General features: G+C 66.7%; 21 protein-coding genes and 1 tRNA gene. 8 read left to right on the top strand and 14 right to left on the bottom strand.

The window, feature by feature from the left end:
* Window positions 1–65: 65 nt before the first annotated feature.
* The 5 genes from HBF26_RS11025 to HBF26_RS11045 form a co-directional block, all read right to left on the bottom strand.
* Entirely contained in the window at window positions 66–1022 is a 957-nt protein-coding gene (locus tag HBF26_RS11025; protein ID WP_338039667.1) for a ribose-phosphate diphosphokinase, read from the bottom strand.
* Window positions 1023–1073: 51 nt separating this feature from the next.
* Window positions 1074–1150: transfer RNA gene (locus HBF26_RS11030), tRNA-Gln, on the bottom strand.
* A gap of 65 nt (window positions 1151–1215) precedes the next feature.
* Window positions 1216–2601 carry a 4-(cytidine 5'-diphospho)-2-C-methyl-D-erythritol kinase gene (gene ispE, locus HBF26_RS11035; RefSeq protein WP_167125970.1) on the bottom strand — a complete coding sequence of 462 codons (1386 nt, stop codon included), beginning with the start codon at window positions 2599–2601 and terminating at the stop codon, window positions 1216–1218.
* Window positions 2602–2646: 45 nt separating this feature from the next.
* Window positions 2647–3276 carry a lipoprotein insertase outer membrane protein LolB gene (gene lolB / locus HBF26_RS11040; protein ID WP_167125973.1) on the bottom strand — a complete coding sequence of 210 codons (630 nt, stop codon included), beginning with the start codon at window positions 3274–3276 and terminating at the stop codon, window positions 2647–2649.
* 176 nt (window positions 3277–3452) lie between these two features.
* The gene (locus HBF26_RS11045) at window positions 3453–5192 is read right to left on the bottom strand and encodes a tetratricopeptide repeat protein (RefSeq protein WP_167125976.1); all 1740 of its coding nucleotides are present in this window, start codon (window positions 5190–5192) and stop codon (window positions 3453–3455) included.
* Window positions 5193–5293: 101 nt separating this feature from the next.
* Between HBF26_RS11045 and hemA the strand changes: the two genes are divergently transcribed.
* From hemA to ppk2, 3 genes are all read left to right on the top strand, one after another.
* Window positions 5294–6565: a glutamyl-tRNA reductase gene (gene hemA, locus HBF26_RS11050; RefSeq protein ID WP_167125979.1), complete on the top strand. Its 1272-nt coding sequence runs from the start codon at window positions 5294–5296 to the stop codon at window positions 6563–6565.
* A gap of 31 nt (window positions 6566–6596) precedes the next feature.
* Window positions 6597–7679: a peptide chain release factor 1 gene (prfA, locus tag HBF26_RS11055; protein ID WP_167126540.1), complete on the top strand. Its 1083-nt coding sequence runs from the start codon at window positions 6597–6599 to the stop codon at window positions 7677–7679.
* Between the two features lie 165 nt (window positions 7680–7844).
* Complete coding sequence (gene ppk2 / locus HBF26_RS11060) at window positions 7845–8615, top strand: polyphosphate kinase 2 (RefSeq protein WP_167125982.1); 771 nt, start codon at window positions 7845–7847, stop codon at window positions 8613–8615.
* A gap of 31 nt (window positions 8616–8646) precedes the next feature.
* Here the strand turns inward: ppk2 and HBF26_RS11065 are convergent, their stop codons facing one another.
* From HBF26_RS11065 to HBF26_RS11095, 7 genes are all read right to left on the bottom strand, one after another.
* Window positions 8647–9525, bottom strand: coding sequence for a cytochrome c oxidase assembly protein (locus HBF26_RS11065; protein ID WP_167125985.1), 879 nt, complete (start codon window positions 9523–9525; stop codon window positions 8647–8649).
* A 4-nt stretch (window positions 9526–9529) separates the two neighbouring features.
* The gene (locus HBF26_RS11070; protein WP_167125989.1) at window positions 9530–11383 is read right to left on the bottom strand and encodes a GldG family protein; all 1854 of its coding nucleotides are present in this window, start codon (window positions 11381–11383) and stop codon (window positions 9530–9532) included.
* A 2-nt stretch (window positions 11384–11385) separates the two neighbouring features.
* A complete protein-coding gene (locus HBF26_RS11075) occupies window positions 11386–12120 on the bottom strand; it encodes an ABC transporter permease subunit (protein WP_167125991.1) in 735 nt (244 codons plus the stop codon).
* Complete coding sequence (locus HBF26_RS11080) at window positions 12117–13049, bottom strand: ABC transporter ATP-binding protein (protein WP_167022040.1); 933 nt, start codon at window positions 13047–13049, stop codon at window positions 12117–12119. The genes HBF26_RS11075 and HBF26_RS11080 overlap by 4 nt, the downstream gene beginning before the upstream one ends.
* Before the next feature lie 241 nt (window positions 13050–13290).
* Window positions 13291–14673: an SRPBCC family protein gene (locus HBF26_RS11085; RefSeq protein WP_167125994.1), complete on the bottom strand. Its 1383-nt coding sequence runs from the start codon at window positions 14671–14673 to the stop codon at window positions 13291–13293.
* A gap of 251 nt (window positions 14674–14924) precedes the next feature.
* Entirely contained in the window at window positions 14925–15566 is a 642-nt protein-coding gene (locus HBF26_RS11090) for a response regulator (RefSeq protein WP_167125997.1), read from the bottom strand.
* The gene (locus HBF26_RS11095) at window positions 15563–16843 is read right to left on the bottom strand and encodes a sensor histidine kinase (protein ID WP_167126000.1); all 1281 of its coding nucleotides are present in this window, start codon (window positions 16841–16843) and stop codon (window positions 15563–15565) included. The genes HBF26_RS11090 and HBF26_RS11095 overlap by 4 nt, the downstream gene beginning before the upstream one ends.
* A gap of 191 nt (window positions 16844–17034) precedes the next feature.
* On the opposite strand from HBF26_RS11095, the gene HBF26_RS11100 reads away from it, so the two are divergent.
* Genes HBF26_RS11100 through HBF26_RS11120 form a run of 5 tightly spaced genes read left to right on the top strand, consistent with a single transcriptional unit; the run spans window position 17035 to window position 20057 of the window.
* Complete coding sequence (locus HBF26_RS11100) at window positions 17035–17628, top strand: GNAT family N-acetyltransferase (protein WP_167126003.1); 594 nt, start codon at window positions 17035–17037, stop codon at window positions 17626–17628.
* Complete coding sequence (gene minC, locus HBF26_RS11105; RefSeq protein ID WP_167126005.1) at window positions 17625–18395, top strand: septum site-determining protein MinC; 771 nt, start codon at window positions 17625–17627, stop codon at window positions 18393–18395. Before HBF26_RS11100 ends, minC begins: the two co-directional genes overlap by 4 nt.
* A 30-nt stretch (window positions 18396–18425) precedes the next feature.
* Entirely contained in the window at window positions 18426–19238 is an 813-nt protein-coding gene (gene minD, locus HBF26_RS11110; protein WP_167126007.1) for a septum site-determining protein MinD, read from the top strand.
* 2 nt (window positions 19239–19240) lie between these two features.
* Window positions 19241–19513: a cell division topological specificity factor MinE gene (gene minE, locus HBF26_RS11115; RefSeq protein WP_166699420.1), complete on the top strand. Its 273-nt coding sequence runs from the start codon at window positions 19241–19243 to the stop codon at window positions 19511–19513.
* A 4-nt stretch (window positions 19514–19517) separates the two neighbouring features.
* Window positions 19518–20057, top strand: coding sequence for a hypothetical protein (locus tag HBF26_RS11120; protein WP_240151299.1), 540 nt, complete (start codon window positions 19518–19520; stop codon window positions 20055–20057).
* Between the two features lie 5 nt (window positions 20058–20062).
* On the opposite strand, the gene HBF26_RS11125 is transcribed toward HBF26_RS11120, so the two are convergent.
* On the bottom strand, window positions 20063–22435 hold the full coding sequence (locus HBF26_RS11125) for a hypothetical protein (RefSeq protein ID WP_167126010.1): 2373 nt from the start codon (window positions 22433–22435) through the stop codon (window positions 20063–20065).
* Window positions 22398–23666, bottom strand: coding sequence for a multidrug effflux MFS transporter (locus HBF26_RS11130; protein WP_167126013.1), 1269 nt, complete (start codon window positions 23664–23666; stop codon window positions 22398–22400). Before HBF26_RS11130 ends, HBF26_RS11125 begins: the two co-directional genes overlap by 38 nt.
* Window positions 23667–23718: the final 52 nt, after the last annotated feature.

The raw sequence follows: 23718 nt of genomic DNA on the forward strand, positions 1-23718 counted from the left end.
TAAACCGCCTCGCGGCGGTGGGTAAAGGACTCCCCCGCGACCAGGGGAGTCCGAAAAACGGTGGATCAGTCGATGTAGAGCGAGCTCACCGATTCGCCGAAGGCGATGCGGCGGATCGTCTCCGCGAGCAGTTCCGCGACCGACAACTGGCGGATTTTCGCACAGTTACGGGCGTTGTCGCGCAACGGCAGCGTATTGGTCACCACCAGCTGATCGAGCTGGGAGTGCTCCAGGTTGTCGATCGCGGCCCCCGAAAGCACCGGGTGGACGCAGTAGGCGACCACCTTGCGGGCGCCCTTTTCCTTCAGCGCCGCGGCCGCGGCGCAAAGCGTGCCGGCCGTGTCGACGATGTCGTCCACCAGCACGCAGGTCTTGCCTTCCACGTCGCCGATGATGTTCATGACCGTGGCCACGTTCGCCTTCGGGCGGCGCTTGTCGATGATGGCCAGGTCCGCGTCGTCCAGGCGCTTGGCGAGCGCACGCGCACGCACCACGCCGCCGACGTCGGGGCTGACCACGATCAGGTCGTCCATGCTGTGGTGACGCCAGATGTCGGCCAGGAGCACCGGCGAGGCGTACACGTTGTCGACCGGAATGTCGAAGAAGCCCTGGATCTGGTCGGCATGCAGGTCGATCGTGAGCACGCGGTCCGCACCGGCCGTGGCGATCATCTTCGCGGCCAGCTTGGCCGTGATCGGCACGCGGGCCGAGCGCGGGCGGCGGTCCTGCCGCGCATAGCCGAAATACGGCATCACCGCGGTCACCGTGCCGGCCGAGGCGCGCTTCAGCGCATCGATCAGCACCAGCAGATCGAACAGGTTTTCCGCGCTGGGTGCGCCCGTCGGCTGGATGACGAACACTTCCTGCTTGCGTACGTTCTCCTCGATTTCGATCTGCGCCTCGCCATCGCTGAACCGGCCGACGAGGGCCTTGCCCAGGGGAATGCCGAGGCGGGCGGCGACATCGTCGGCGAGCGCGCGGTGCGCGTTGCCGCTGAACAGCATCGGGGTGGACGTATCCACGAAGGAACTCCTGGCGTGAGTGGGTTGGTTCGGCTATGCCACCGCGAGCGGTGGCTGGGGCGGCAGGATTCGAACCTGCGCATGCGGGAATCAAAATCCCGTGCCTTAACCAGCTTGGCGACGCCCCAACAATTCGTTCCGGCGAACCAACGGCCCGCCATGGCTTTGCCGCAGCCCGCGGCCCTACCCGTTCTTACGACACGATGCCCCTTGCCTCGATCCGGCTCCGCGCCAACAGCAGCGGCGAAGGATCGACACCCGCCGCCACGTGGGCCGTGAAGTCCCCGGGACAGCGCGAGGCGACGCCAAGCGCCGCCTCGTGGGTTCTCGTTTCCAGGAACACGCAGCCGCCGCTGCCGGAGAGGCGGGCGTGGCCGAAGCCCGCCAGCCAGTCCAGCGCCGCGGCCACCCGCGGGTGGCGCGCGCGGACCACCGGTTCGAAGGCGTTTTCCGCCGAATCCCCGGAAACAAAGGACGAAATTGTCGCCGGAGGGGCACGACGTGTCAATTCGGGAGCCGCGAAAAGGGCCGCGGTGGGCACGTGTTCGTGCGGATCGACCACCACGTACCAGCGGCGGGGAAGGCGCATGGCGGTGAGCCGCTCGCCCACGCCCTCCGCCCAGGCGGAACGGCCCCGCACGAAGACGGCCACGTCGGCGCCGAGCCTGGCGCCCAACGCGGCCAGCGCATCCTCGTCCAGGCCGGTTCCCCACAGCGCGTTCAGGCCAACCAGGACGCTGGCGGCGTCGGAACTGCCGCCCCCCAGCCCGCCGCCCATGGGAATGCGCTTCGCCACCGCGATCTCCGCGCCCAGCGCCGTTCCTGTTTCAGCGGCGAGCAGCCGGGCCGCGCGGACCGTCAAATCGGCGTCCTCGGGAACGCCCGGTACGGGGGTGGGCCGCAGGATCGCACCGTCCGTCCGGACCCGCAGGCGGACCTCATCGCCCCAGTCGAGCAGGCGGAACACCGTCTGCAGGTCGTGGTAGCCGTCGTCGCGGCGGCCGAGGATACGCAGGAACAGGTTGAGCTTGGCCGGTGCCGGCCAGACGGTCCAGTCCTCGCGAGAGAGCGGCGCCAGCTCGCGCCGCATGAACACCCGCAGGTGGTCGGGAAAGCCGTTCGCCCGGTCGCGTTCCAGTGCCTCGGCAAATTCGGGCGCGCGTTTGTCGACGGCTGAGAAACCGTGCTTCGCATAGAACGGCGCGTTCCACGGCACGTCTGCCAGCGTGCCCAGCGTCACCGCGGCATAGCCGGCCTCGCGGGCCCAGGTGCAGGCGTGTTCCAGCAGCGCCGCCCCGATGCCCCTGCCGCCGAAAGCCGGCAACACGTCGATTTCGGCGATGCCGATCGTGTCGTCGCCTTCGGGCGCAAGGCAAACGAAGCCGACTACCTCGCCGTCGACCACGGCAACCCATACGAAGCCGCGGGCGATCAGCTCGCGAACGGTGTCCACCGGCAAGGCCAGACCGGCGTAGGACGACCATGCCTCGTGTCCGCGGAAGAGCTCCACCGCGGCGCGCTCGATGGCGCACAGGCGCGCGGCGTCGTCGTCGCGCGCGCGGGAGATGGTGTAGTGCATCGAGCGAGCCAAGGGTGCTGAAACGCCGAAGTATAAGGCGCGCTCCTACTGGCCGAAGGTCCAGTCTTCGATGGAGAGGCGAACCTTGTACGGCGCCCTTTCGGCGAACACCTTCGACGGCATCGGCGGCTGGCGACCGGCGTCCCACTGCTTGTAGTCCACCGTCCAGCCGTCCTGCACGATCCGCGACGGCAGACGATCCGCGCCGAAGGCGATGTCCGCCGCGCCGCCGTCCGCACGGAGGCCAAGCACCCAGCGCTTCAGCTCGACCATCGGGATCTGCCAGCCGACGGCGCTCGCCATCAGCGATTCGGCATCCGGACCGCGCCGGGGGCCTCCATCCAGGCCCTCCAGCTCCGCGCCATCGGGGCCGCCGGTGAGGCGGAAGCTGCGCCCGGTGACCGGGGCGCGTACGGTGAATTCATAGCGCGCGCCGTCCTGGCGCCAGGTGAGGCTGCCGGAGCCGGAGTCCTTGCCGTTGGACACGGACAGGCGGCCTTCGAGCGTCCAGTGGTCGGTATCGCCGAGCGCCTTCTCGCGTTGCTCTTGCAGGCCGAGCGTGAGGGCGTCGCCGGGCTGGCGAACCGGCGCGCGGGTGGTGGCGCAGGCGGCAAGGAGAAGCGTGGCCAGCGCGACGAACGAGGCTCTGTGGGACAGCGAAACAATCAGGGTCATGTCGCACTCGAAAGATGGATGGAGCAACTGTAGGAGCGCGCCGTGCGCGTTTATGCCCGTGTCGGGTACGACATGTCTTGAGGCCAAGCCTTGGCGCTGGCGCGCCAGATCGGAGACAGGCGCGAAGAGCGGTCGCGCGCAGGGCGCGCTCCTGCAAGGGGCAGAGGGAGCAACGCTCAAGGTTTGAACTTCTGCTCGGTTTTCAGCAGCGCGGCGTTTTTCGGGTCGATCCTGCGCACGTCGTTGAGCAGCTTGCGAGCTTCGTCACGATGACCACGGGTCCACAGCACTTCCGCGAGGTGCACGCCGATCTCCGCGTCCTTGCGCTGCGCCCATGCGCCGCGCAAGGTGCTCTCCGCCTGGTCGAGCTCGCCCTGCCGGTACTTCAGCCAGCCCCAGGAGTCGGCGACGGACGGATCGTTCGGACGCGCCTCGCGCGCGGTCTGGATAAGGCTTTGCGCTTCGCCCAGATCGCGGCCGCTGTCGGCCAGCGTGTAGCCGAGGGCGTTGCTCGCCTCGATATCCCCGGGTTTCAGCGAGAGCACCTTGCGGAAATCGGCCACGGCGTCGTCGATCCGACCGGCTTCCGCATAAGCCAGGCCGCGGCCGTACAGCATGTCGGTGTCGTCGGCCTTTACTCGCAGCGCCTTGTCGAAGGCCTCGGCCGCCTCGTTGAAGCGCCCGGCATCCATGTAGAGTTCGCCGTCCACCGCGAAGGCCTTGAGGAGTTGCTCGGGGTGCTCCGCGAAGTTGGTCTGGAGTTCCGCGACGATCTCGTGCGCGTCGTCGTCCTTGCCCTGCTGATGGAGGATCACCGCGCTGCGCACGGACGCGTCGAAGATGCGCGGGTCGTCGTCGCCGACGGCGGCATACCAGTCGAGCGCGTCTTCCTGCTTGCCCAGCAGTTCTGCCATCTGGCCCAGGATGAAGGCGTTCTCGGTCTGCACGTCGTCGGACTGACGGCGGATCTCGCCGTACAGGCGCGCGATGGCGGCCTTGTCTTCGGCCTTCGCCGCCAGGCTGAGACGCATGGTGTAGGTGTCGGCATTCTGCGCACCGGTGGCGAGCAGCTTCGTCGCGGCCTTGCTGTCGCCCAGTTGCACCAACAGGCTGGCGTAGGCCATCCGCAGGCGCGGATTCTTCGGGTCGCGCTCCACCGCCTTGGCGAACAGCTTCTTCGCACCGGCCTTGTCGCCGGCCTGGAACGCGCGCTGCCCCGCCCAGGCGTAGGTGGTTCCGTTATGGAAACGGGCGAGCGCGGCATCGCCGATGGACGTGGCGTAATCGTGCCGGCCCAGGCTCTCGCCAAGCTCGCTCATGGCGAGCCATGCCGTGGAATCGTTCGGAAGCCGCTGCGGCGTGGCGATCCGTTCCAGCAACACGCCGGCCTGGGCGGCGTCTCGACCGCTGGCCAGGATGCGGCCGAATTCGCGCCATGCGTCGGGATCGCCGGTGGCGATCAGGGCGTCCAGCTGGCGCTGCGCCTCCGCCGTGTCGCCGCGGTCCAGCGCCATCCGGGCGCGGGCCGAGGCCAGCTCGGCCGGTTTCGCGCCAAGGGCTGCCCAGCGCTCGACCGCCTTCGCCGCGGCCGCCTGGTCGTGCACAGCCAGCGCCAGTTCCGCGGCGCGGGCGGCCACCTTGGGATCGTCGCCAAGGGAAGCCGCGTGGCCGTAGGCCTCGGATGCCGCCTTCAGATCGTTCGCGGCCAGGGCGAAGTCGCCCGCCATCAGCTGGGCTTCCAGGTCCCGCTCGGGCGGCACAATCGCCACCGTCAGCCGGTCGAGCGGCTGGACGCCGGTGCGCGTTGCCTTGGGCGCCTCCGCCGGGCGCGTGGTGGCACAGCCGGCCAATGCCGCCAGCGCCAGCAGCACCGCAAATTGACGCACTTGCTTGAACTTGAACCGACCGCTCAGCACACTACTCTCCGTCTTTCCCGATAGGCACCTGCAAGCGCCGGCGCCTTGGTAGGGGCACAATGCGCCCTTAGCTTAGCCGACGCCACCCAAGCCGACCCGTCATGCCACTCATCGCCCTCGGGCTCAATCACCTCACCGCGCCGGTCAGCCTGCGCGAGCAGGTGGCGTTCGACGCCGCGGTGGCACCCGAGGCGCTGGGCGACCTCACCCGCCAGCCGGGCGTCGAGGAAGCCATGATCCTCTCCACCTGCAACCGCACCGAGCTGTACTGCAGCGTGGCGGAGGGTTTCGAGACGGTGCCGGGACAGTGGCTGACGCGTCAGCACCGATTGACCCCACAACGCCTCGACGAGTTCCTGTACCGGCATGACGAACAGGATGCCGTGCGCCACATGTTCCGCGTGGCCACGGGGCTCGACTCCATGGTGCTGGGTGAACCGCAGATCCTGGGCCAGGTGAAGGAGGCCTATCAGCAGGCCCGCTCGGCGCAGAGCCTGCGCGCCCCCATGGAGCGCCTTCTGCAGCACACCTTCGCGGTGGCGAAGCGCGTGCGCACGGACACCCGCATCGGCGCGCATACCGTCTCGGTCGCGTACACGGCGGTCCGCCTGGCGGAGCAGGTCTTCACCGACCTGCGCCAGGCCTGCGTGCTGCTGATCGGCGCGGGCGAGACGATCGAACTCGCTGCCCGCCATCTCGCCGACAAGAACGTGCGCCGCCTGATCGTCGCGAACCGCACGCTCGAGAACGCGCAGGAACTGGCCGGCCGCTACGCCGGCTATGCCATTTCGCTGGCCGACCTGCCGCGCCACCTCGCCGAGGCCGACATCGTCATCACGTCCACCGCGTCGCGGCAGCCGGTGGTGACGCGTACGATGGTGGCCGATGCGATCGCCGCGCGTCGTCGCCGGCCGATGTTCATGGTGGACATCGCCGTTCCGCGCGACATCGAGCCCGAGGTCGCCGCGCTCGACGACGTCTACCTCTACGGCATCGACGACCTGAAGCAGGTCATCGACGAAAACCGCCGCTCGCGCGAACTGGCTGCGCGCGAGGCCGACGCCATCATCGATCTCCAGGTCGAGCGGTACATGTCCTGGCGTCGCGCCCTGAACCTGCGAAACCCCGCCGTCGATCTTCGCCAGGCCGCCGAGGCACAGCGCGACGAAGTGCTGGCAAAGGCCCAGGCCATGCTGGCGAAGGGCCGGCCGGCAGAGGAAGCCCTCGCCTTCCTGGCGAACACGCTCACCAACAAGTTGTTGCACACGCCCAGCGCGCGCCTGCGCGATGCGGCCATGGCGGGCGACCTCGACCTCCTCCACGCCGCCGGCCGCCTCTACGGGCTGGACCCGGACGACGACGTTTCCGCATGATGTGCGGCTACAGCCGGACATCATGCCCCGAATGACCCCCTCGATCCGCCGCAAACTCGAAGCCCTTGCCGAACGCCATGAGGAGATCGGGCTCCTGCTCGCGCAGCCGGACGTGCTTGCAGACAGCCAGCGCTTTCGCGAACTCTCCCGTGAATACGCCCAGCTGGAGCCCGTGGCGGCTTCGCTGAAGGAGCACGACCTGGCCGAACGCGAGCTGGCCGACACCCGCGCCATGCTCGACGACCCGGAAATGCGTGACATGGCCGCGGACGACGTCGAGCGCATCGAAGCGCATCTGGCAACGCTCGACAGCGAATTGCAGGTGCTGCTCCTGCCGAAGGATCCTCGCGACGAGGGCAACCTGTTCCTCGAAGTGCGCGCCGGCACCGGGGGCGACGAGGCCGCCATCTTCGCCGGCGACCTCTTCCGCATGTACGCGCGCTATGCCGAGCGCCAGCGCTGGACCCTCGAGATATTGAGCGCCAGCGAAGGCGAGCACGGCGGCTACAAGGAAATCGTGGCGCGCATCGAGGGCCGCGGCGCCTATTCGAAACTGAAATTCGAATCCGGCACGCATCGCGTGCAGCGCGTTCCGGAAACCGAATCGCAGGGCCGCATCCATACCTCCGCCGCCACGGTCGCCATCCTGCCTGAGCAGGACGAAGTGGGCGACATCGAACTGCGCGACGCCGACCTCAAGGTGGATACCTTCCGCGCGTCCGGCGCGGGCGGGCAGCACGTCAACAAGACCGACTCCGCCATCCGCATCACCCACCTGCCCACGGGCACGGTGGTGGAATGCCAGGACGAACGCAGCCAGCACAAGAACCGGGCCCGCGCCATGAGCCTGCTGAAGGCGCGCCTGCTCGACGCCGAGCGGAGCAAGCAGAGCGCGGCGCAGGCCGAATCGCGCCGCCTCCAGGTGGGTTCCGGCGACCGCAGCCAGCGCATTCGCACGTACAACTTCCCGCAGGGCCGCATTACCGACCACCGCATCAACCTCACGCTTTACCGCCTGACCGAGGTGATGCAGGGCGACCTCGACGAGTTGGTCGACACCCTCACCCGCGAGCACCAGGCGGACGAATTGCAGACCCTGACGGCCGCCGGCTGATCCCTGTGGGAGCCGGCTGCGCCGGCGATCCCGCGGCAGCGGGCAAGCTTGGGGCAAGCACCCATCGCCGCTGAAGCGGCTCCCACAAAGAGCCCCGTCGCCCGCAAGCACGCTCCCTATACGCCGATGAGGCAAACTCAGGCCTTCGCCGCGAGGAACTGTCTCATGGGCAAGAAGAAAGAATACGAAAAAGCACTGGAAGATCTGCAGATCGAACTGGTCGGCCTCACCCGCTGGCTGCGACTCACCGGCAGGCGCATGGTGGTGCTTTTCGAGGGCCGCGACGCCGCCGGCAAGGGCGGCACCATCAAGGCCATCACCGACAAGCTCGACACCCGGGCCGCCCGCGTCGTGGCGCTGGGAAAACCCAGCGCCACCGAGGAATCGCAGTGGTACTTCCAGCGTTACGTGGCGCACCTGCCGTCGGCCGGCGAGCTCGTGCTGTTCGACCGCAGCTGGTACAACCGCGCCGTGGTCGAGCCGGCGATGGGCTTCTGCACCGACGACCAGTACCAGCACTTCATGAAGGCCTGCCCGGTGTTCGAGAAGATGCTCGTCGACGACGGCATCATCCTCTTGAAGTACTGGCTCTCGGTCGACCAGGAAGAACAGGAGCAACGCTTCGCCGAGCGCGCGGCCGATCCGCTCAAGCGCTGGAAACTGTCGCCCGTGGACCTGAAGGCACGCGAGAAATACGCCGAGATGGGCGACCTGCGCGATGCGATGATCCAGAAGACGCACACCGACGATGCCCCCTGGTTCGTGGCGGATTTCGACGACCAGAAGAAGGGCCGCCTGAACCTGATTCGCCACCTGCTCGACCAGATTCCGGACAAGCTTTGCCCGGAAACGGAATTCGACCTGCCGCCGCTGAAGGGCAAGCCGAAGAAGGACAAGGTCACTGCCAAGGCGCAGCGGGTGCCGGAGGTCTATTGAGACGAGGCACGCGGCTGGCCCGCAGGAGCCGCTAAAGCGGCGAGGAAACCCGCCGCACGGCCTCACGGCGCTGTTGGCTTCTCGCCGCCATGGCGGCTCTCACGGGGCGTCGGCGGGAGAGACGCAACCACTGCTGTAACGCCAGCAACCCGCCGATCGATTCGATCATCGCCGCCGGTACCCACATGATCACGCCGCCGATGAGCTGGCCGGTTAGCACATTCATGGTGAAGGCGCGGCCGCAGATTTCGAAGATCGGGTAGAGGTCGGTCTTCGAGAAGGTGACGATGGCGCCCGCCACGATCTGCGGCGTCATCGTGATCGCGGGCGACAGCACGCGCCAGCCGGGCGACATGCGGCCCGGCGGCTTGGGGCGGTGATCCAGCACCAGCCACCAGTAGGATAGGCCGGAAAGCACCATCGACCAGTTCATCGCCCTGTAGATGCGCCAGTCCAGCATCGCCAGCGTCTGCATGTCCGGTATCAGCCAGACCAGGATCAACGCCACGAAGAACAGCGTGACGAAGGCGGGGTTGAAGGCCGCCGAAGCGAAGACGCGCCACGCCATCGACTGCCCTGCCCTGCGCACGTGCACGCGCCAGGCCAGCGGCAGACCGGCGCGCAGCGCGGTGCCCGGATAGGCCGCGATCAGCAGCAAGGGCGCGAGGTGGTGCAACAGCACCTGCTGGATGCGGTGCATGAAGAATTCATGCTCGGCGAAGTAATCGAAGTAGGTGTGCAGGGACACGTACACCATCGACATGCCGACCCAGAACGCCACCTGCCGCCCGAACGGCACGCGCAATCGCCGCGTTCCCCTGACGTACAACCATGCCACGCCGACGAAGGTGAGCAGGAACACCCAGGAAAACTCCCAGGGAACGATCCACTTCAACAAGCCGTCGAGCATCGCTTCAGACCACGCGCCGGCTGCGCCGCGTGCGGCGCCAGCCGTAGATCAGGCCGAACAAGGCCACCAGGCCGGGCACCAGCACGATATTGATGAACTTCAGGCGCAGCCCAAGGGCGTCGATCTCCGCATTGAGCTGGTGCTGCACCTCGCGAAGCTCCTTGCCGATGGCGAGCTTGCGTTGCAGGTATTGCTCCACCTCGCGGCGCTGCTCGCCCGTCGCCGCGGCGGGCGTCGCGCCGTTCTTGGCCGGCTGCAGCTCGGCGAGGCGGCGCTGCGTCTCGTACAGTTCGTTTTCCAGCTCCTTCTTCTTCACCAGGAACTTGCGGTCGGCGGCGGCCTGCAGGGCGCGCACCTTGGTGAAGGGCCGCTGCGAGTTCACCCGGCCGCGAATCGACAGCAGCGCGGTGGAACCGCCGAGGTTGTCGACGATGTTCGCCACGAAATCACCATTGTTCGCGAAAGGCGTGAGCTGCTGCTGCCCGAGCAGCGGCTGCACGTCGATCCACAGACGATCGGAGAGCAGGTCGGTATCGGCCACGAGCACCACTTCCCCGGGCCCCGCCGCCTGGGCCAGGTGTCCCTTGTCGTGACGTTCCGGGAAGGCCGTGCGGAACGTGTCGCGCAGCCGTGCAGCGAGCACGTAGCGCTCGTGCGAGGGTTCGTAGTTGTCCAGCAGGACGGACGGATCGGACGCCGCGTCGCGCACACGCTGGGCGGGCACGACCGTGGCCTCGTCCGAGGTCTGCACGAGCGGAATGAGCCGCGCCTTCGTATCGGGCGCGAGTTCGAAGAACCCGGCGGTGGAGAAATTCACGCGCTGCAGGCTGGCCGTGACCACGTCGTCATGATTCAGGTCCTGTGCCCCCAGGCCGAGCATGGCGGGGTGCGCGATGCTGTTGCCGTTCAATTCGATGGTGAGCGCCTGCGATCTGTCGAGCACCACCTTGGTGGGGTCGTAGACCACGCCCCATGCTTCGAAAAGACGGCGGAGGTCCGAATCGTGATCGTCCACCACGCCGTGGGAATCCACCAGCGGCGCATTGTCCATTTCGGCATCCGGGTCGACATACACCACCAGGTGTCCGCCATGAAGCACGTACTGGTCGATGGCGTAGAGCGCATCGTCGGACAGGTGCTTGGGGTGGATCAGCAGAAGCACCTTGATGGCCGGATCGATGTGCGTGAGGCCGTCCGGATCGATGTTGGTCACGTCGGCGAGCTGGTCCAGCTGGCGCAGGACGGTCCAGGCCGGCTCGCCGATCACGAGGTTCCCTTCCACCGGCAGCGAACTCACGACACCCAGACGCGGCTTCGTCGGCATGCCGAGCTCGTAGAGCAGTTTCGCGATGTCGTATTCGACGAACGACTCGCGCGCCGGATCGAAGAACGGGATGGCCTGGGGCGGCACGTCACCGGAGGCACTCATGCCCACCAGCCCGAAAAACACACGCTCGCCATTGCTGCCGCCGCTGGCCGGCGAAAGGCCATAGCTTTCCGCCGCGTCCTCGTCGTCGGAATAAGGCACGGGATCGATGACCCTGAAGCGGATCCGTCCGTGCGCCCGCACGGCGATCTCGCGCAGCATCTCGTGCACGCGCTGCTCGTAACTGCGCAGCTGCGGCAGGTCGCGGGTGGCGTGCTCGGAAAAGTACAGCGTGAGCGTGAGCGGCTTGCGTAGCCCGTCCACGATCTGCTGGGTACCGGGCGTCAGCGTGTAGATGCGGTCGGCGGTGAGGTCCATGCGCGCGGTACGCAGCGACATGGAGCTGACGGCGATCGTAAGGAGGAAGAGCAGCGCGATGCCGGCGAGGGCAAGACGCAGCAGGAACGAGCGGGAAACCTGCAAGTGCCGCATCGTCAACGCGTCCGCTTGAGGTCGAGCATCACGACGCTGGCCGCGAGCCAGGCAACGATCGTGGCGAAGAAGTACACCAGATCGCGCAGGTCGAGCACACCGCGGGCAATGGCGTTGGCATGGCGCGTGATACTAAGTTGGCCCATTGCACCGATGAGCTTGGGCGGCACCGCGTCCTGAAAGAAATCGAGCACCTGCGGCTGGCCCACCAGCAACAGCAGGAAGCAGACCGCCGCGGTGAGGATGAAGGCGATGATCTGGCTGCGCGTGCTGGTGGACATGCAGGTGCCGATCGCGATGAATGCGCCCGCCATCAACCAGCTGCCGACGTAACCCGCCAGTACCACACCGTTGTCCGGATCCCCCAGGTAGTTCACCGTGATCCAGATGGGAAAGGTGAGCGCGAGGCAGATACCGATGAAACCCCACGCCGCAAGGAACTTGCCGAGTACGGCCTGGGAGATCGTCACCGGCAGGGAGAACAGCAGTTCCAGCGTGCCAGAGGCGCGCTCCTCGGCCCACGTGGACATCGTGACCGCGGGCACCAGCACGAGGTAGAGCCACGGATGCATGTCGAAGAAAGGCTGCAGGTCGGCAAGGCCGCGATCGTAGAAATCGCCGGTGTAGAACGTGAGCAGCCCAGCCAGGACCAGGAAGATCACCATGAAGACGTACGCCACCGGCGTCACGAAATAACCGCGCAGTTCGCGGCGCGCAATGGCCAGCACCGGCGTCATGCCTGTCCTCCCCGCTGCGTCGTGATCTGCCGGAACACCTCGTCGAGGCGGCCGCGTTCCAGCTGAATTTCCGAGACCTCGAGGTTCTGCGTGCGCAACAGTGCCTGCACGTCGTCGAGGATGGGCTGGCCGGCGCGGGGGAATACCGTCACCCGTCCGTCGAGCGGATCCACTTCCACCATCGACACGTTCGGTATGCGCGCCAGCATCTCCCGCGACACGCCACTGCCCGGCGCGCTGAACGACACCGCGCCGTGATAGCGCGAACGCGCTTCCAGCTCCGCGGGCGTCGCGTCGGCGAGCAGACGGCCGTTCGCGATGATGGCCACGCGATTGCACAACGCGTGCACCTCTTCGAGCAGATGCGTGGAGATGAGGATCGTGCGCTCCCTGGCCATGGCGTCTATCAGCATGCGTACCGAATGCTTCTGGTTGGGATCGAGACCGTCGGTGGGCTCGTCGAGCATGAGCACCGGCGGGTCGTGCAGGATCGCCTGCGCCAGGCCGACGCGTCGGCGCAGGCCCTTCGAGAGGGTGCCGATGGTCTGGTCGAGCACTTCGTCCAGTTCGAGCCGCATCACCACTTCGTCGAAGCGCCGGAAGGCCACGTCGCGTTCCAGCCCGCGCACGCGGACCATGAACACGAGGAACTCGCGGATGGTCATCTCGCCGTAGCTGGGGGCGCCTTCCGGCAGGTAGCCAAGGGCGCGTTTCGCCGCCAGCGGTTCCTTGCGCACGTCGTGGCCGCATACCCATGCCGTGCCTGAGGTAGGCGTGAGGAATCCCGCGATCATGCGCATCGCGGTGGACTTGCCGGCGCCGTTGGGCCCCAGCAGACCCAGCACCTGGCCGGGCTCGGCGCGCAGGCTCAGCGCATCGACCGCGGTCAGCGGTCCGTAGCAGCGGGTAAGGCGGTCGGTTTCGATCATCTCGATGGAGTGTAGCGGGATTGGTTGCGGGGGCGGAGATAGGGACCGTTGCCTCGCTGCGAGGTTCGCTTGAGGGTTTGCTTCGTAGTGTGGGCCGAACAGGCGAGCCCACCCTACGAAGCGAACCCCATACCGACTCCATATACGCAGTCACGCCACGCCCCCGGAAATACGCGATGAACCAAAAGAAAAAGCCCCGCCGTTTCCGGCGAGGCTTCTTTCAAGGCGGTACGCGCGCGACTTACTGCGCGGTGGTGCTCGCCGGGGTCGGGGCGGTGCCGGCCGGAGCGGGCGCGGTGCCTGCCGGGGCCGGAGCCGACGACGAGCCGGCCGGGGCGCCTTCCTCGAGACCCGGCTGCTTCATGCCGGCTTCCTGTTCCGGCGTCTGGTCCGGAATGTTGTCGCCCTGGAGCGGCAGGTAGATCTCGAACTTCTGCTCGTCGTAACCCTCGATGGTGCCCTTGTTGTTCACCGGGGCCTTCACCTGGATGTCGTACGCGCGGTAGGTCACGTCGTCGAACTTGTAACCGTGCGTCTGCGAATACGCGGCCAGCATCTGGCGCGTCTGCGGCAGGCCCGCGCCGGTACCGTTCCACTCGGCCTTGAGGGCCTTGCCACCGAAGGCGAGCACGGCCTTGACGTTGCCGTCGACGATCACGCGGCCAAGCTTGTCCTTGCTACCCGGGGAAGCGGAAGCGGTGTCGGCGGGAGCGGCGGCGGTCGAGGACGAAGCCGGCGCGGCGGCATCCAGCGACGGACGCTGGGCCGGGGTGATTTCCACGTCCTGGCCGTTGATCTTCAGCGTGGTGCTGTCGATTTCGGCGGCCACGTCGAACGTGTAGTTCTGGTCGCCCCAGTTGGTGGTGAAGGTGATGCGCGGGCTGACGATGTTCACGCCCAGCTTCTTCGCCGCCGCCTGGATCTCGGCCATGGCCTTGTCGGACGCGGTGTCGACGTCGTCAAGGGTACGGGGTGCGGTGGTGGAGACGAACAGCACCGGCTTGGCGGGCTGATCGACGATCGACGGAACCATGTTGCTGTAGTCGATGTTGGGGATCGACGCCATCAGGTTCTGGAGGTTCGACAGGCTGAACTGGATCAGCGCGTCCGGATCGCCGTGGATGTAGAGGTTCGAGAAGCGGCTGATGAGGTTGAAGCCGTAGTTGACGTCGTACGACCAGTTCACCTTCACGAGCTTCTGGCTACGGCCAGCGCGCTCGAGCTTGATCGTGAACTTCTTGTCTTCGCCACGCCAGCTGTTGTCGAGGTTCCAGACGATGGTGCCCTTGCCGGCGTCGGAGATCTGGGCAAAGCCCGGATCGATGGAGGCGATTTCCAGCGAGCCGTCGCCCACCTTCGGATCGGAGGCCTTCCAGGCGATCTTCGCGCCCGGACCATACGCCTTGCCCGAGAGTTCGAACTGCACCTTCGGGTCGAACGAGCGCAGAACGGTGTAGTCCGGGAACCGACGGAAGTTGCTGAAAACGTCGTAAACCTGGCGCAGATTCTTGCTGATGAGCATTTCGCGCTCGACGTGTCCGGTCGAGGGCATGGCCACGCCGACCACGACGCCGAGTACGGCAACGATGACGATGGCGACAATAAATTCTAACAGACGCGTCATTCCACGGATCTCCGAACGTCTTACGAACAGGCTCCACGCCCGGCCATGGACGCCGGGCGGTCACCCCTGAAGAATCGGCCCGTGGCAGGGGTTCGCCCGCGCCGAAAGAGCCGATGGTACTTGCTCGCGGCGGCGAACGCCATTGGGTCGCCTGCCCTTTTTTTCACGGGTGCACAAGCGGATTTTCGGCCAGAGTCGGCGGCGTCTCGCCGTCCGGTCAGCCAGGGGTTAGCCTCAAGGGGCCTCTTCCCTCAGACAATGCCCAATTCAAGGGCCTTGAGCACCGCACGGGTACGATCGCGGACGCCGAGCTTCGAGAGGATGTTGGAGACGTGGTTCTTCACCGTGCCCTCGGCCACGCGAAGGGAATTGGCGATCTCCTTGTTGCTGTAGCCCCCCGACAACAGACGGAGGATTTCCGTCTCACGCTCGGTGAGCGGGTCCGGCTGCTCCAGGCTCGAGAACTGGTTCTGGATGCGCCCCACCCCTGCCAGCAGTCGCTGGGTGACCATGGGGGCCACCAGTGAGCCGCCCGCCGCGACGGTACGCACGGCCTCCACCAGCTGGTCGAGCGACACGTCCTTCAGCAGGTAGCCGCGCGCGCCGGCCTTGAGCCCCGACAGCACGAGCTGATCGTCGTCGAAGGTGGTCAGGATGATGGTGGGGGGCAGTTCGTTGCGGCCGCCGAGCGTCTGGAGCACTTCCAGGCCGCTCATGTTGGGCATGCGCAGATCGAGCAGCACCACGTCGGGCCGCACCTGGGGAATGGTCTGTACCGCCTGGGCGCCATCGGCGCATTCGGCCACGACGCGGATGTCGCCGGCCAGGTCGAGCAGGGAGCGGATGCCCTGGCGAACCAGGTTCTGATCGTCAACGAGGCAGACGGAGATCATGGAAGATCCTCGGAAGGAACGGAGAGTTTGGCACGCGAAGCGGCTTCGGGCTCATCGCCGAGGGCCGGATCGAATACCTGGCGAGGGGGCGCGTGGGCGAGCGAAGGCTCTTCGCCCAGCGGCAGACGGGCGGTCAGCGCGAATCCGCCTGCGGGGTCGGTCCGGAACGACACCGTGCCTCCGAATTCGGCGAGGCGCTCGCGCATGCCGTTCAGGCCGTTGCCGGGCCGGAATTCGCCGCTACCGCCACCGCGCCCGTCGTCGCGGGCGTCCAGGCACAACTCGTCCGGGCCGGTGTGGCGGAAGGTGAGCCAGAGGTGGCGGGCATTGGCGTGGCGCACGGTGTTGGTCAGGATTTCCTGCACGCAGCGCAGGAGCATCTGGGCCCGGCGCGGGTCCTCCACGCCAAAGCGCGGCGGCACCGTCAGCCGCACATCCAGGCCCGGCACGCCCTCGGTGAGGCTGCGCAGGGCCTGGGTGAGGTCGATGGCGTCGTCCTGGCGCAGTTCGCTGACGACCTCGCGCACGTCGGAAAGCAACTGTTTCGCCGTGCTCTGGGCCTTCAGCACGTGCTCGCGCGCGACGTCGTTGGTGAGGTGGCTGGCCACTTCGAGGTTCAGGCTCAGCGCGGTGAGGTGGTGCCCCACAAGGTCGTGCAGGTCGCGGGCGATGCGCATGCGTTCGGCGATGCGCGTGGATTCCGCCAGCAGCGCACGGGTGGCGCGCAGTTCCGAGTTCAGACGGCGCAGTTCCTCCCGCTCCTCGGCCTGCTGGCTCGCGACCATCGAGGCCACGAAGACGAGGGCGGAAAAGCCGAAATAAAGGCAGGCCTGCATCAGGGCGTTGATCAACCCCCAGCCCGGCACCTCGGCGAACACCGGCACCAGGGCCACGTGGGCCACGGCCATCCAGGCGATGCCGAGCGGCAGGCTGACCAGCCAGGGCACGGCGGTGGCCACGATGATCAGCAGCAGGGCGCCCACGCCGCTCTTGCTCAGAACGCCGATGGCCAGCGCGGTACCGGTGAGGATCACCAGCACGGCCACGCGCGTGGCGCCGTTCAGCCGGGCCCCCATCTGATTGGTCAGCAGCCAGTACACCAGCCCGAAGACCAGGTAGCAGGCGGTCCAGGCCAGCAGCGGCATGTCGCCGATCGCGCCCGGGCCGCTACCGGCCCGCTGCATGGACAACGGCAGGCCCGCGCACAGGAACACGAAGTACGTGGCGTAGCGCAGCAGGCGGACCAGGCGGACGTGGATGAACTCGGCTTTGTACATGCTCGCATCATAGGCCTTCGCGCGGCCCGCACCACCTGACTGAAGTCACGTGTGCGCAAGCGGCAAGCGTCGGCTTTTACAACGGTTTTACATGTAAGGATCGCTCCACCGCGCGACCGGGGCATGCCATAATGCCGGGCATTGCGACGGCCTGGGGGTCGTCTTCCCACGAACCACAAGCGGAGCATTGAATGGCCCTTGCCATCCGCGACGTGCGCGAGCACGACCTGGATGCCGTGCTGGCACTCAACAATGAGGCAGGCACGGGCATCCTCGCCACGGATCTCGACCGCCTGCGCCACCTTTACGACATCGCGCACTACTTCCGCGTGGCAGAGCAGGACGGCCAGATCCTCGGTTTCCTCATCGCCATGCGCCCGGACGCCCAGTACGGCAGCCAGAATTTCCGCTGGTTCCGGGACCATTACGAAAGCTTCGTGTACATCGACCGCATCGTCATCGCGTCGCAATCGCGCGGCCATGGCCTGGGGCGAATCTTCTATTGCGACGTGCAAAGCTATGCCGAGGTACGCGTGCCACTCTTGACCTGCGAGGTGTTCCTCGAACCCCGCAACGACCAGACCGTGCTTTTCCACGGCACCATGGGTTTCCAGGAAGTGGGACAGCAGAAGATGGACGAAGGCCCGAAAGTGAGCCTCCTGGCCCGCGAGCTTCCCAGCTTTCCATTCGTGCGCGAGCGCTACCTCGAACACGGCGGCCTGCCCGACGTGGCGTGGCTCGCCGAACGGCGCCGCCCCGTGAACGGCATGGGAGCCCGCGCATGAACGCTCGCGCCGAATCCCTCGAAGCCGCGTGCGACCTGCGTTTCGGCCAGGTCGGCATCGCGTGCGTGCGCGTGCGCCGTGTGGACGCCGCCGCGCTGGTGGAGGAACTGGAACGCCGCGTGCGCTCCGCCCCGCAGATGTTCTCGCGGGCGGCGGTGGTGCTCGACCTTTCGCACCTGCCCAAGCTGCCCGACGACGGCATGGTCGATGCCCTGCTCGAGGCCATTCGCAGTGCCGGCATGCTGCCCGTCGGCATCGCCTACGGCACCAGCGAAACGGAAGCCCTGGCCGAACGCATGGGCCTTCCCCTCATCGCCAAGTTCCGCGCCCAGTACGAACCCGCCCAGGGTGAGGCAGCACCGGCACCGGCACCGGCGCGGCAGGAGCCTGTGCGCGCCGCCGCCGTTCCCGACGAGCCGGCCGAAACGAGTGGCACCGTCACGGCGCAGCACCATTCGGGCAGCACCGTGCGCTCGGGCCAGCAGGTGTACGCGCGCGACCGCGACCTCGTGGTCACGGCGGGTGTCGCCAATGGTGCCGAAGTGATCGCCGACGGCTCCATCCACATTTACGGCAGCCTGCGCGGCCGCGCCATGGCCGGCGCGCAGGGTGACGAATCCGCACGCATCTTCTGCTCCGACTTCCGCGCCGAACTGGTGGCGATCGCCGGGCACTATCGCGTGTTCGAAGACATGCCCAGGGAATTCGAAGGCCAGCCCGTGCAGTGCTGGCTCGACAATGGAAAACTCATGATCGCGCGACTCTAACCAGCGCATTGCAGCACTCGGAGACATCACTTGACTGAAATCATCGTCGTCACCTCCGGCAAAGGCGGAGTCGGCAAGACCACCACCAGCGCCTCCCTCGCGACCGGCCTCGCCATGCAGGGCAAGAAGGTCGCCGTCATCGACTTCGACGTCGGCCTGCGCAACCTCGACCTCATCATGGGGTGCGAACGGCGCGTGGTATACGACTTCGTGAACGTCGTGCACGGCGAGGCCACGCTCAAGCAGGCCCTCATCAAGGACAAGCGTCACGAGAACCTGTTCGTGCTCGCCGCGTCGCAAACCCGCGACAAGGATGCCCTCACCCAGGAAGGCGTGGAGAAGGTGCTGGACGAACTGACGAAGGAAAACTTCGACTACGTGGTCTGCGATTCCCCGGCCGGCATCGAGAAAGGTGCGCACCTCGCCATGTACTTCGCCGACCACGCCGTCGTCGTCGTCAATCCGGAGGTCTCCTCGGTGCGCGACTCCGACCGCATCCTCGGCCTTCTGGCGAGCAAGACACGCCGTGCCGAAAAGGGCGAAGCGGCGATCAAGCAGCATCTGCTGCTCACCCGCTACAACCCCAATCGCGTCGAAGCCGGCGAGATGCTGAGCGTGAAGGACGTCGAGGAAATCCTCGGCATTTCCGTCGTCGGCGTCATTCCGGAATCGGAAAACGTGCTCGCCGCGTCGAATGCCGGCGTGCCGGTGATCCTCGACGACGACTCGAACGCCGGTGCGGCCTACAAGGACACCGTAGCCCGCATTCTCGGCGAAGAGCGTCCCCTCCGTTTCCTCGAGCCGGTCAAGAAGGGCTTCCTCAAGCGCGTCTTCGGAGGTTGAGCATGGGTATCCTCGATTTCCTGAAGCGCAAACCCGAACCGAGCGCCGGCGTCGCCAAGGAACGCCTGCGCATCATCGTCGCCCAGGAGCGCTCGACGCGCGGCGGCCCCGACTACCTGCCGCTGCTGCGTAACGAGCTGCTCGAAGTCATCCGCAAGTACGTCAACGTCGACGTCGAGGCCGTGAACATCAACCTCGAGCGCGACAGCGGCCACGAGGTGCTGGAACTCTCGGTCGCCCTGCCCGACGGCAAGCCGGCCGCCTCGGCCGGCTGAATCCATGGGTGGGAGCGCAAGTCACCGGGTCCCTGCTTTCGCAGGGACGACGGCTGCGTGCAATGCCGCGGCATCCGGCACCGATCCCGCCGATGCCGTGTTGCGTGTCGGCGAGATCGGCTTCGATGCGCCCCGGGCGTTGCTCGCCCGGTACGGCCTGTCTCTCGTCGCCGTGGCCGACGCCACGGAAATCCCCGGTAGCTACTGGGGCGATACCGAGGCCGGCATCATCGGCACGACGGTGTATGCCCGCGCCGACACGCCGGTGCATTCGCTGTTGCACGAAGCCTGCCACCTCATCGTCCTTCCCGAGGACAAGCGCGCGCTCGTGCACACGGACGCCACCGATTCCATCGAGGAAGAGGACGCCACCTGCTACCTGCAGATCGTCCTCGCAGACGAACTTCCTGGCGTGGGCTCGGCACGGCTGATGGAAGACATGGACCGCTGGGGCTATACCTACCGGCTCGGTTCGACGCGTGCCTGGTTCGAGCAGGATGCGGGCGAGGCGCAGGCCTTCCTGCGCGAACGCGGGTTGCTGTAAGGCAGTTACAGCGACAGCCGAAGCACGCGGGAGAACATGTATCGACCACCCGCATTGGTGCCGACGGCGACATTGATGAAAACCGTGCGTCCCGAGTTTTCGGCCACCCATGCCGCGGGCACATCGAACGTCTGAGCACCGCCGTGCGTCACCTGCTGTACGGGCGTGTCGCGCACCGCGACGCCGGCCCAGCGCATGCTCAGCGTGTGCGTTCCCGGCAGGAGGCCAGCGAATGTGAAGGACACCACGGTATGGGTCGCATCGATCGCCGGCGCCGGCAAGTCGAATGGCTGGGCCTCGATAGCCAGGTCGAGGCTGGCCGATTCCTCCTCGGGATTCGTACCGCGCCTGACAAAGAACGTGACCGGCACCGTGCTGCCGATGTTGTCGATGACCTCCACACGAGGCACGCTGAAATCTGTCGGACCCACCATCGCGACCGGCTTGGTATCCGTATACGCGACCGCTCCGACCCAGCGAATGCCCACTTCCTGGCCCGGCGCCATGCCGGGGTACTCGGGCACGCGCACGGTGACGTCGTCGCGCCGGTAGAAGTCGTCTATCCGCAGCAGCAGTCCGTTGTTTCCGGAGGCTTCCAGCACCCGTGGCCGGAGATTGCCCACCTCCTCGCCCGGCACATGGAAGCGAAGCACGCGGGAAAACATGTAGCGACCGCCTGCATTGTTGCCGACTGCGACGCTGATCAGCACGGTACGCCCGCGGTTTTCATCCACCCACGCCGCGGGCACCGTGAACGTCTGCTCGCCGCTCCCGATCACTTGCTGTACAGGCGTGTCGCGCACCGCGACACCGGCCCATCGCATGCGCAGCGTATGGGTCCCCGGCTGGATGCCGGTGAAGGTGAACGACACCTTGGTGGCGGTTGCGTCGATCGTCGGCGCAGGCAAATCGAACGGCTGCGCCTCGATAGCCAGATCGAGACGCGCGGAAACCTCCTCCGGATTCTCGCCGCTCTTGACGTAGAACGTGATCGGCACCGTGCGGCCGATGGCATCGACGACCTCCATCCGCGGCACGCTGAAATCCATGGCGCCCACTGCCGCGACGGCCCTGGAAGCTGCGTATGCGACTGCCGCCTGCCAGCGGATACCTACCGTCTGTCCCATCGCCATGCCGAGATACCGGGGCACCCGCACAGTCACGTCGTCGCGCCCATAGAAGTCGTCGATCCGCAACAGCTTTCCGTTGTCGCCGGACGCTTCCAACACCCGTGGCTGGGTACCGGTGACGCGCTCGGGCAACGGGATTTTCTGGTCGCTTGCGCTATACGTGACCAAGGCCGTGCCTTCCTGCGAGGTAGGCAGGCTCAACGCAAGGACAGGCAATACTTTCCCATAATGGTTGAAATAGCGTTCCTGGTCGTAACGCGCATTATTCAGCGCCCCCGCGTTGCCTGCGCGGTAGAAGAACGAATGGATGGGCAGTGTCGCGCCGAGGCCCGCAGCCCACGTCCTCAGGATGTTTTCCTCGGTGAACTGCCACTGTTCCGCTTGCAACCCTGCGCGAGCGCGTATGTTCTGCTCGAAGCGGTCGGCGGTATCAGGGCTCCCGACCCGGACATCCCAGCCACATTGGTGCGAATGCCGTGAATGGCCCGGCGTGAAGTAGTTCGTCAGCCACTCTTCCGCCGTATGGATAGCCAAGTCCTGGCACGGCGCGCTGCGAGGGAAGTTGGGCCACATCCCGCAACCTTGCAGGGGCCGCTCGGACGTATAGCCATCGAAGGGAAACGCACAAAGAACCTCGATCGTGGCGCTTCCCACGGGCGCATAGGCGGAGGGGTAGAAGATGAAGCCGTTGGGGGTGAAGGTATTCGGGATGTTCGCGTCGATCCGGAACCAGGAAAACGAGATACCCCCTTTTGCCACGGCGCCGGGGCTGGGATCCCAAGGAAGAAAGGTCGCGCTCGTCATGGTCCCACGCAAGGTCACGCCACTGCAGAGGAACGCGGGGAGTGTGGGCCCGCCGCAGTCGTGGTCGCGCCGCTGGTACCAGGCGTTCAATTGCGAGGCCGCCTCTTCTCCCGCACCGGCGATGTGCCCTTCGCCTGACGCCAATGGCGCACCGACACGTTCTGCGCCGGGCGCCGACGGAGGGGGCCGTGCGAGTCCACAACCCGCGACGGCCCAGATCGCGAAGACAAGCATGCACCTCGAGACGAACGACGGCATGGCGAACTCCATTCGCGATGATCTTCCATGTGGGACCACTACGCCCTGCGCAGGCGGAGTGTAGCGACGATCGTCCTCTCGGGGCAAAACACGATAAGCGAAAGAAATCTGTGAGTTGCAGGAAAGACGCCGTACTTTGCATGCAACTTCAGCCCGGTTCGTTGCCCTCGATCTGCGACACGACACTTGCCGCCGGGCAAGCTGTCGCCGCAGCCAGACGGCGACGTTCCAGCCTCACGTACCAGATCCATCCGCCGAGTCCGACCGAGCACATCGCGGTGGCCCCGACGGCCAGGGTGAGCATGCTGCCGGACAGCGCCGGCGACAGCACGCCGGCCACCAGCGAGGTCATCAGCAGACTGAAGAAAGCCTGCACCGAGGACACACCGCCGCGCTGTTCCGGGAAACGGTCGAGCAGCAGCAGGGTGAGCGTTGGGAACGCGAGTTGCACGCCGCAACCGTAGAGGGCCAGCGGCAGCGTGGACCAGGGCACGCGCGGCGTATCCAGCGTCAGCGAAAGCACCAGGCTGATCGCGCACGACGACAACATGGCCATATAGCCCCAGCTCACCGTCCGCGCGGCACTCACCCTCCCGGCCACCCGGCCCGAAATGAACGCTCCGGCAACCATGCCCGTCACGACAGGCACGAACAACCAGGGAAATCCGTCGGCGCCGAGGCGAAGATGATGGCGGATCACCTGCGGAGCCGAAGCGATGTAGAGGAACAGGCCGGAAAAATTGACCGAACTGGAAATCGCCAACGGCCAGAACGGCAGGTCGCGGCCGATGCGCATGTAACCCGCCAGCAGCGGACGCGGCCGAAACACCGTGCGCCTCTCCGCCGGATGCGACTCCACGAGGAACCATGAAACGCCGAGCGTGAGCGCCAGGGTGAAGCCCGACAGGGCCCAGAAGATGCCACGCCAGCCATCGATCCCCAGCAGCCAGGCGCCCACGATGGGCGCGATGGCGGGCGCGATACCGAAGATCATCATCACCTTCGACATCATCCGCTGGGCCTCCTCGCCGTGCATCGTGTCGCGGACGACGGCGCGCCCCACCACGATGCCCGCGCCGCCGCAGAGCCCCTGCAGCACGCGGCAACCGAGCAGGAAGGCGAAACTGGGGGCAAGCGCGGCGCCCACGGAAGCCATCGTGTAGATGGCCATGGCGATCACGATGACCGGCTTACGCCCATACGCATCGGACAGCGCCCCATGGAACAGGCTCATCGCCGCGTATGCCAGCAGATACACGCTGAGCAGTTGCTGCAGGGCCACGTCGCCCACCGCGAAGTCGCGGCCAATGTCCGGAAAGCCCGGGAAGATCGCATCGATCGAGAACGGCCCGATCATCGACAGGGCCGCGAGCAACAGGGGAAGATGGCGACGCGGGTCGCGGGTCGCGAGCGACATGGCGCGGCTGGGCCGTGGGAGGGTCGGCCAGTATAGCCGCAGGGTATGGCGC

Source organism: Luteibacter jiangsuensis, from assembly GCF_011742555.1.
Taxonomy (GTDB): domain Bacteria; phylum Pseudomonadota; class Gammaproteobacteria; order Xanthomonadales; family Rhodanobacteraceae; genus Luteibacter; species Luteibacter jiangsuensis.

Bases quoted from the DNA above. Each gene is read 5' to 3' on its own strand.
- HBF26_RS11100 (WP_167126003.1), top strand. From the start codon at position 17,035: ATGGCCCTTGCCATCCGCGACGTGCGCGAGCACGACCTGGATGCCGTG.
- lolB (WP_167125973.1), bottom strand. From the start codon at position 3,276: ATGACCCTGATTGTTTCGCTGTCCCACAGAGCCTCGTTCGTCGCGCTG.
- HBF26_RS11080 (WP_167022040.1), bottom strand. From the start codon at position 13,049: ATGATCGAAACCGACCGCCTTACCCGCTGCTACGGACCGCTGACCGCG.
- HBF26_RS11070 (WP_167125989.1), bottom strand. From the start codon at position 11,383: ATGCGGCACTTGCAGGTTTCCCGCTCGTTCCTGCTGCGTCTTGCCCTC.
- hemA (WP_167125979.1), top strand. From the start codon at position 5,294: ATGCCACTCATCGCCCTCGGGCTCAATCACCTCACCGCGCCGGTCAGC.
- HBF26_RS11075 (WP_167125991.1), bottom strand. From the start codon at position 12,120: ATGACGCCGGTGCTGGCCATTGCGCGCCGCGAACTGCGCGGTTATTTC.
- HBF26_RS11065 (WP_167125985.1), bottom strand. From the start codon at position 9,525: ATGCTCGACGGCTTGTTGAAGTGGATCGTTCCCTGGGAGTTTTCCTGG.
- HBF26_RS11120 (WP_240151299.1), top strand. From the start codon at position 19,518: ATGGGTGGGAGCGCAAGTCACCGGGTCCCTGCTTTCGCAGGGACGACG.
- prfA (WP_167126540.1), top strand. From the start codon at position 6,597: ATGACCCCCTCGATCCGCCGCAAACTCGAAGCCCTTGCCGAACGCCAT.
- HBF26_RS11090 (WP_167125997.1), bottom strand. From the start codon at position 15,566: ATGATCTCCGTCTGCCTCGTTGACGATCAGAACCTGGTTCGCCAGGGC.
- minC (WP_167126005.1), top strand. From the start codon at position 17,625: ATGAACGCTCGCGCCGAATCCCTCGAAGCCGCGTGCGACCTGCGTTTC.
- HBF26_RS11095 (WP_167126000.1), bottom strand. From the start codon at position 16,843: ATGTACAAAGCCGAGTTCATCCACGTCCGCCTGGTCCGCCTGCTGCGC.
- minE (WP_166699420.1), top strand. From the start codon at position 19,241: ATGGGTATCCTCGATTTCCTGAAGCGCAAACCCGAACCGAGCGCCGGC.
- ppk2 (WP_167125982.1), top strand. From the start codon at position 7,845: ATGGGCAAGAAGAAAGAATACGAAAAAGCACTGGAAGATCTGCAGATC.
- HBF26_RS11130 (WP_167126013.1), bottom strand. From the start codon at position 23,666: ATGTCGCTCGCGACCCGCGACCCGCGTCGCCATCTTCCCCTGTTGCTC.
- HBF26_RS11085 (WP_167125994.1), bottom strand. From the start codon at position 14,673: ATGACGCGTCTGTTAGAATTTATTGTCGCCATCGTCATCGTTGCCGTA.
- ispE (WP_167125970.1), bottom strand. From the start codon at position 2,601: ATGCACTACACCATCTCCCGCGCGCGCGACGACGACGCCGCGCGCCTG.